Genomic DNA, 7,062 nt, shown 5'->3' with positions numbered 1-7,062 from the left:
GCGGTGCCGCTCGGCGACCCCGCGCAGCCCCGCCGCGCGTCCCTCGACCTCGGCCACGCCCACCCCTCCGTCCGGCCCGGCGGCCGGTCGCAGCAGCAGGTCTCAGCGACCGGTGTCGGCGCGACCGCCGGCGCCCACGGCCCCGGTGGCCGTGGCGCCGTCGGACCGTAGCGCGTCCTCGGCGCGGCGCAGGTCGTCCCGCGGCGCGCGGGCCAGCAGCGCCGGCAGCAGCGGCCGCACCACCTGGACCCCGCGCAGCCAGCGCTGGCCGTAGACGTGCGGCGAGCGGCGCTCGAGCCCCTCGACCAGCCGCTCGGCGGCGGGCCCGAGCGGGTAGGTGCGACCGAGCGGGCCCGGCATCCGCTGCCGCATGGTGCGCAGGCCGTCGTGCTCGTCGGCGCCCCGCACCATGTCGGTGTCGGTCCAGGACAGGTAGGCCACGCCGACGTCGACGCCGTGGTGGCGCACCTCGGCGCGCAGCGAGTGCGCGAACGCCTCGACGCCGGACTTGCTCGCGCAGTACGCGCCCATCAGCGGGGCGGGCGCCATCGCCGCGAGCGAGGCCACCTGCAGCACGTAGCCGCGCGAGCGCACCACCTCGGGCAGGAAGGCGCGCACCGTCCGCACGCTGCCGAGCAGGTTCACCTCGATCACCCGGTCGTAGGCGACCGGGTCGGCCAGCAGCAGCGGGCCGCCTGCCGCGATGCCGGCGTTCGCCACGACGGCGTCGACGCGTCCGTACCGCTCGAGCACCGCGGCCGCCGCGCGCTGCAGGGCCGCGGCGTCGGTGACGTCGGTGGGGACGGCGAGCGCGTCCGGCAGCCGCCCCGCCTCCTGGGCCAGCAGGTCGGGGTCGAGCCCGAGCAGCGCCACCCGCGCGCCGCGGCCGGCGAGCCGCCGCGACAGCTCGAGCCCCAACCCGCGGGCCGCCCCCGTCACCACGACCACGCGTCCGTCGAGCCCGCTCACGCCGCCACCTCCTGCGCGCCGTCGGTGGTGGGGGCCGGCGCGCGGCGCGCCGCGACGTCCCAGTCGTCGAGGTCGACCCGCCGCAGCCGCAGGCGGTACCCCTGCGCGAAGCCGGGCCACAGCGTCGGGTTGCGCCCCTGGTCGTCGAGGTACCAGCTGCGGCAGCCGCCGGTGCTCCAGACCGTGCGGCGCAGCCGCCGGTGCACGGCGGCGACGGACCGCTCCTGCGCCCGCTCGCGCGGCTGCACGGGGCCGGCGCCGCGGGTGCGCCGCAGCAGGTCGGCGACGTAGCGGGTCTGCGCCTCGACGAACAGCAGCACCGAGGTGTGCCCCTGGCCGGTGTTGGGGCCCATCAGCAGGAACAGGTTCGGGAAGCCGGCGACGCCGAGCCCGAGGTGGGCCTGCATCCCGGTCGTGGACCAGTGCTCGGCGAGCGTGCGCCCGCCGGCGCGGACGACGTGCGCGAACGGCGGGTCGGTCGCGCGGAACCCGGTGGCCAGCACCAGCGCGTCCGCGCGGTGGGTGGTGCGGGTGCCGTCGGCGGACGCCGTCACCAGGCCCTCGGGGACCACCTCGACCACCGGCTCGTCGACGAGGTCGGTGTTCGGGGCGGAGAGCGCGGGGTACCAGTCGTCGCTGAGCAGGACGCGCTTGCAGCCGAGCCGGAACGACGGCGTGAGCCGCCTGCGCAGGTCGGGGTCGGGCACCTGGGCCGCCAGGTGGCGCAGGCTCGCGCGCTCCATCGGCCGCATCATCGCCGGCAGGGCGACGAACCCCAGCGCCCACGACTCGCGCCAGGCCGCCGTCGCCCAGCGCGCCAGGCGCTGCGCGAGCGGCACCCGGCGGTACAGCGCCCGCCGCAGCGGCCCGATCGCGCGGTCGTTCCGCGGCAGCACCCACGACGGCGTCCGCTGCACGACGGTGACCTGCAGCGCCTCCCGCTGCAGGTGCGGCACCAGCTGCACCGCGGAGGCGCCGGTGCCGAGGACCGCGACGCGGCGGCCCGCCGGGTCGAACGCGGGGTCCCAGCGCGCGGAGTGGAAGACCTCGCCGGCGAACGACGACAGGCCGGGCAGGTCGGGGACGGCCGGTGCCGAGAGCGCGCCCGTGCCGAGCACGAGGACGTCGGCGTCGAGGTCGCCGCGGCTCGTGCGCACGCGCCAGACCTGCGCCTCGTCGTCCCACGTCGCCGCCTCGAGGCGGGTGCCGAACCGGGTGCGCGCCCGCACCCCGGTGCGGGTGGCGACGTCGACGAGGTAGCGCTGGATCTCCTCCTGCGGGGCGAACGAGCGGGTCCAGCCCGGGTTCGGTGCCCAGGAGAAGGAGTACAGGTGGCTGGGGACGTCGCACGCGCACCCCGGGTAGGCGTTGTCGCGCCAGGTGCCGCCGACCTCGTCGGCCTGCTCGACCACGACCACGTCGCGCTCGCCGGCCCGCTCGAGCTCGACCGCGGCGGCGACGCCCGCGAAGCCGGCGCCGACCACGAGCACCCGGGTGCGGCGGGGGAGCGGCGGGCCGGCGGCTGCTGCGGCCGCCCGGTCGGAGGTGGAGGTGCTGGTGCCCACGCGTGCCGCTCCCGTCGCCCGACGGTGCGGCAGCCATTGCTACACCGGTGTATCTACACAGGTGTAGCATCGCGCCGGTGGGCAGCACAACCTCCTCGCGCCGCCGGTACGCGCCCCGCGTCCCGCCGGCGCAGCGCCGCGAGCAGCTGCTCGACAGCGCGCTCGCGCTCGTGCTCGCCGACGGCTTCCACGCGGTGACGATGGACGGCGTCGCCCGCGCCTGCGGGGTCACCCGCCCCGTCGTCTACGGGCAGTTCGCCGACGCCACCGCCCTGCTCGCGGCCCTGCTCGACCGCTCCGAGGAGCGGGCGCTGGCCCAGCTCGCGCACGTCGTGCCGGCCCTCCCCGGCCCGGACGCGACCGGGCCCGACCCCGACGACCTGCTCGTCGACGGCGTCACCGCCTTCCTGCACGCCGTCCGCGACGACCCCGGCACCTGGACGGTGCTGCTGCTGCCGCCGCAGGGCGCCCCGCCGCAGCTGCGCGAGCGGGTGTCGGCCAAGCAGCGGCTCGTGCTCGGCCAGCTGCGCGAGCTGGTGGCCTGGGGGGTGCGGCGGCGCGGCGACGACGAGCTGGACGTCGAGCTGTTCGCCCGCTCGGTGCACGCGCTCGCCGAGGGCGCCGCACGACTGCTGCTCACCTCGCCGGACCGGTTCCCGGTGGAGCGGATCGAGCGGTTCGTCCGCACCCTCGTCCGCCGCCTCGGCCCGCTCTGAGCCCGGTCCGACCGGGCGCCACCCGCGCGTTCCCCTTGACGCGGACCCCGGAGGGGGTCACCATCGTCGCGACGCGGCCCGCGCGAGCGCGGCCGGCCGAGTGCCCCCTCCCGGCGGCCCGGCCGACCCCCCGGGGACCCGCTTGGACAACCCTGCCCTGCCACGGGTATGCTGACGCTTTGCGCTGCCGTGTGTGCTCCCCCGTGCCCCGACGAGCGTCCCGACCGGGACTCCTCGTTCACGGTCCCGGGTCGTGCGGCGTGCGCACGTAACGCCCGCAGGCCCGTGGAAGGACCCCTCTTTGGCCGCCTCGCGCACCGCGTCAGACCGTTCGTCCCGCACCACTCCCGCACGTACCGAATCCGGCCGCGTCACCTTCGCGAAGATCCGCGAGCCGCTCGACGTCCCCGACCTGCTCGCCCTGCAGACCGACAGCTTCGACTGGCTGCTCGGCAACGAGGCCTGGCGCGCCCGCGTCGCCGAGGCCGAGGCGGCCGGCCGCCAGGACGTCCCCACGACGTCCGGCCTCGAGGAGATCTTCGAGGAGATCTCCCCGATCGAGGACTTCTCCGGCTCCATGTCGCTGTCGTTCCGCGACCACCGTTTCGAGCCCGCCAAGTACTCGCTCGCCGAGTGCAAGGAGCGGGACATGACCTACGCGGCGCCGCTGTTCGTCACCGCGGAGTTCATGAACGCCACCACCGGCGAGATCAAGAGCCAGACGGTGTTCATGGGCGACTTCCCGCTCATGACCGACCGCGGCACCTTCGTGATCAACGGCACCGAGCGCGTCGTGGTCTCGCAGCTGGTCCGCTCTCCCGGCGTGTACTTCGAGCGCACGCCGGACAAGACCTCCGACAAGGACGTCTACACCGCGCGCATCATCCCGTCCCGGGGTGCGTGGCTCGAGTTCGAGATCGACAAGCGCGACCAGATCGGCGTGCGCGTCGACCGCAAGCGCAAGCAGTCGGTCACCGTGCTGCTCAAGGCCCTGGGCCTGACCGAGTCCGACATCCTCGAGCAGGTGGGCGACCACGAGTCGGTCCGCGCCACGCTCGAGAAGGACCACACGGAGACCCAGAAGGACGCGCTGCTCGACATCTACCGCAAGCTGCGGCCGGGCGAGCCCCCCACCGAGGAGGCCGCGCAGAACCTGCTCGACAACCTCTACTTCAACGGCAAGCGCTACGACCTGGCCAAGGTCGGCCGCTACAAGGTCAACAAGAAGCTGGGGCTCGACGAGCCGCTCGACGCCAGCGTGCTGTCGATCGACGACGTCGTCGCCACCATCCGCTTCATCGTCGCCCTGCACGCCGGCCAGGAGACCCTGCCGCGCGCCGACGGCGAGGGCGAGGTGCGCGTCGAGACCGACGACATCGACCACTTCGGCAACCGCCGCCTGCGCAACGTCGGCGAGCTCATCCAGAACCAGGTCCGCACGGGCCTGTCCCGGATGGAGCGCGTCGTCCGCGAGCGGATGACCACCCAGGACGTCGAGGCGATCACGCCGCAGACCCTGATCAACATCCGCCCCGTGGTGGCCTCGATCAAGGAGTTCTTCGGCACCTCGCAGCTGTCGCAGTTCCTCGACCAGACCAACCCGCTGGCCGGCCTGACCCACAAGCGCCGCCTGTCGGCGCTCGGCCCCGGTGGTCTGTCGCGCGACCGCGCCGGCATGGACGTCCGCGACGTCCACCCGTCGCACTACGGCCGGATGTGCCCGATCGAGACCCCGGAGGGCCCGAACATCGGCCTGATCGGGTCGCTGTCGAGCTACGGGCGGATCAACCCGTTCGGCTTCGTCGAGACGCCCTACCGCAAGGTCGTCGACGGCGTGGTCACCGACGACGTCGCGTACCTGTCCGCCGACGAGGAGGACCAGTTCGTCATCGCGCAGGCCAACGCGCCGCTCGCCGACGACATGACGTTCGCCGAGAACCGCGTGCTGGTGCGGGCCAAGGGCGGCGAGACCGAGTTCGTGCCGGGCACCGAGGTCGACTACATGGACGTGTCCGCACGCCAGATGGTGTCGGTCGCGACCGCGATGATCCCGTTCCTCGAGCACGACGACGTCAACCGCGCCCTGATGGGCTCGAACATGCAGCGCCAGGCGGTGCCGCTGGTCAAGGCCGAGCGGCCGCTGGTCGGCACGGGCATGGAGCGGCACGCTGCGGTCGACGCCGGCGACGTCATCGTGGCCACCAAGGCCGGCGTCGTCACCGAGGTGTCGGCCGACATCGTCACCACCTCGAACGACGACGGCACCACCACCAGCTACCGGCTGGCGAAGTTCAAGCGCTCCAACCAGGGCACCTCGTACAACCAGCACGTCGTGGTCGACGAGGGCGACCGGGTCGAGCTGGGCGCGGTCATCGCCGACGGTCCCTCGACCGACAGCGGCGAGCTCGCGCTCGGCAAGAACCTGCTGGTCGCGTTCATGTCCTGGGAGGGTCACAACTTCGAGGACGCGATCATCCTCAGCCAGCGGCTCGTGCAGGACGACGTCCTGTCCTCGATCCACATCGAGGAGCACGAGGTCGACGCCCGCGACACCAAGCTGGGTGCCGAGGAGATCACGCGCGACATCCCCAACGTCTCCGAGGAGGTCCTCGCCGACCTCGACGAGCGGGGCATCATCCGGATCGGCGCGGAGGTCGTCCCCGGCGACATCCTGGTCGGCAAGGTCACGCCCAAGGGCGAGACCGAGCTCACCCCGGAGGAGCGGCTGCTGCGCGCGATCTTCGGCGAGAAGGCGCGCGAGGTGCGCGACACCTCGCTGAAGGTGCCCCACGGCGAGAACGGCACCGTCATCGGCGTCAAGCTGTTCGACCGCGACGAGGGCGACGAGCTGCCCCCGGGCGTCAACCAGCTGGTCCGCGTGTACGTGGCGCAGAAGCGAAAGATCACCGACGGCGACAAGCTGGCCGGCCGCCACGGCAACAAGGGCGTGATCGCCAAGATCCTGCCCGTCGAGGACATGCCGTTCCTCGAGGACGGCACGCCGGTCGACGTCATCCTCAACCCGCACGGCGTCCCGCGGCGGATGAACATCGGGCAGGTGCTCGAGGTCCACCTCGGGTGGGCGGCCTCGCGCGGCTGGAAGATCGACGGGAACCCGGACTGGGCCGCGCACATCGACGAGACGGTGCGCGAGGTCCAGGCCAACACGCCCGTCGCGTCCCCGGTCTTCGACGGCGCCAAGGAGGAGGAGATCACCGGCCTGCTCGGCTCCACGACGCCGAACCGCGACGGCGACCGCCTCGTCGACACCACGGGCAAGGCCCGGCTCTTCGACGGCCGCTCCGGCGAGCCGTTCCCCGAGCCGGTGTCGGTGGGCTACATGTACATCCTGAAGCTGCACCACCTGGTCGACGACAAGATCCACGCGCGCTCGACCGGCCCGTACTCGATGATCACCCAGCAGCCGCTGGGCGGGAAGGCGCAGTTCGGCGGTCAGCGCTTCGGCGAGATGGAGGTGTGGGCCCTGGAGGCCTACGGCGCCGCCTACGCCCTGCAGGAGCTGCTCACCATCAAGTCCGACGACGTGTCCGGCCGCGTGAAGGTGTACGAGGCCATCGTCAAGGGCGAGAACATCCCCGAGCCCGGCATCCCCGAGTCCTTCAAGGTGCTCATCAAGGAGATGCAGTCGCTGTGCCTGAACGTCGAGGTGCTCTCCAGCGACGGCACGTCGATCGAGATGAAGGACTCCGACGACGACGTCTTCCGCGCGGCGGAGGAGCTCGGCATCGACCTGTCCCGGCGCGAGCCGAGCAGCGTCGAAGAGGTGTGAGCGGGACGGGGCGCCCGTCCGC

The 7,062-nt window shown here is 73.4% G+C and carries 4 protein-coding genes; 2 read left to right on the top strand and 2 right to left on the bottom strand.

Annotated elements, in window-relative coordinates; all coding sequences use genetic code 11:
- Positions 1-102: 102 nt before the first annotated feature.
- Together ACYVKY_RS16775 and ACYVKY_RS16770 are read right to left on the bottom strand one after the other, a co-directional pair.
- Entirely contained in the window at positions 103-969 is an 867-nt protein-coding gene (locus ACYVKY_RS16775; protein WP_460436122.1) for an SDR family oxidoreductase, read from the bottom strand.
- Complete coding sequence (locus tag ACYVKY_RS16770; RefSeq protein WP_460436121.1) at positions 966-2,534, bottom strand: flavin-containing monooxygenase; 1,569 nt, start codon at positions 2,532-2,534, stop codon at positions 966-968. Before ACYVKY_RS16770 ends, ACYVKY_RS16775 begins: the two co-directional genes overlap by 4 nt.
- Before the next feature lie 77 nt (positions 2,535-2,611).
- On the opposite strand from ACYVKY_RS16770, the gene ACYVKY_RS16765 reads away from it, so the two are divergent.
- Together ACYVKY_RS16765 and rpoB are read left to right on the top strand one after the other, a co-directional pair.
- The gene (locus tag ACYVKY_RS16765) at positions 2,612-3,250 is read left to right on the top strand and encodes a TetR/AcrR family transcriptional regulator (protein WP_460436120.1); all 639 of its coding nucleotides are present in this window, start codon (positions 2,612-2,614) and stop codon (positions 3,248-3,250) included.
- Between the two features lie 301 nt (positions 3,251-3,551).
- The gene (gene rpoB, locus ACYVKY_RS16760; protein WP_460436119.1) at positions 3,552-7,040 is read left to right on the top strand and encodes a DNA-directed RNA polymerase subunit beta; all 3,489 of its coding nucleotides are present in this window, start codon (positions 3,552-3,554) and stop codon (positions 7,038-7,040) included.
- Positions 7,041-7,062 lie beyond the last annotated feature (22 nt).

The sequence above is a fragment of the Angustibacter speluncae genome (genome assembly GCF_054777815.1).
The sequence above is the reverse complement of the archived record's forward strand: the minus strand, read 5'-3'. Positions and strand labels throughout refer to the sequence as shown.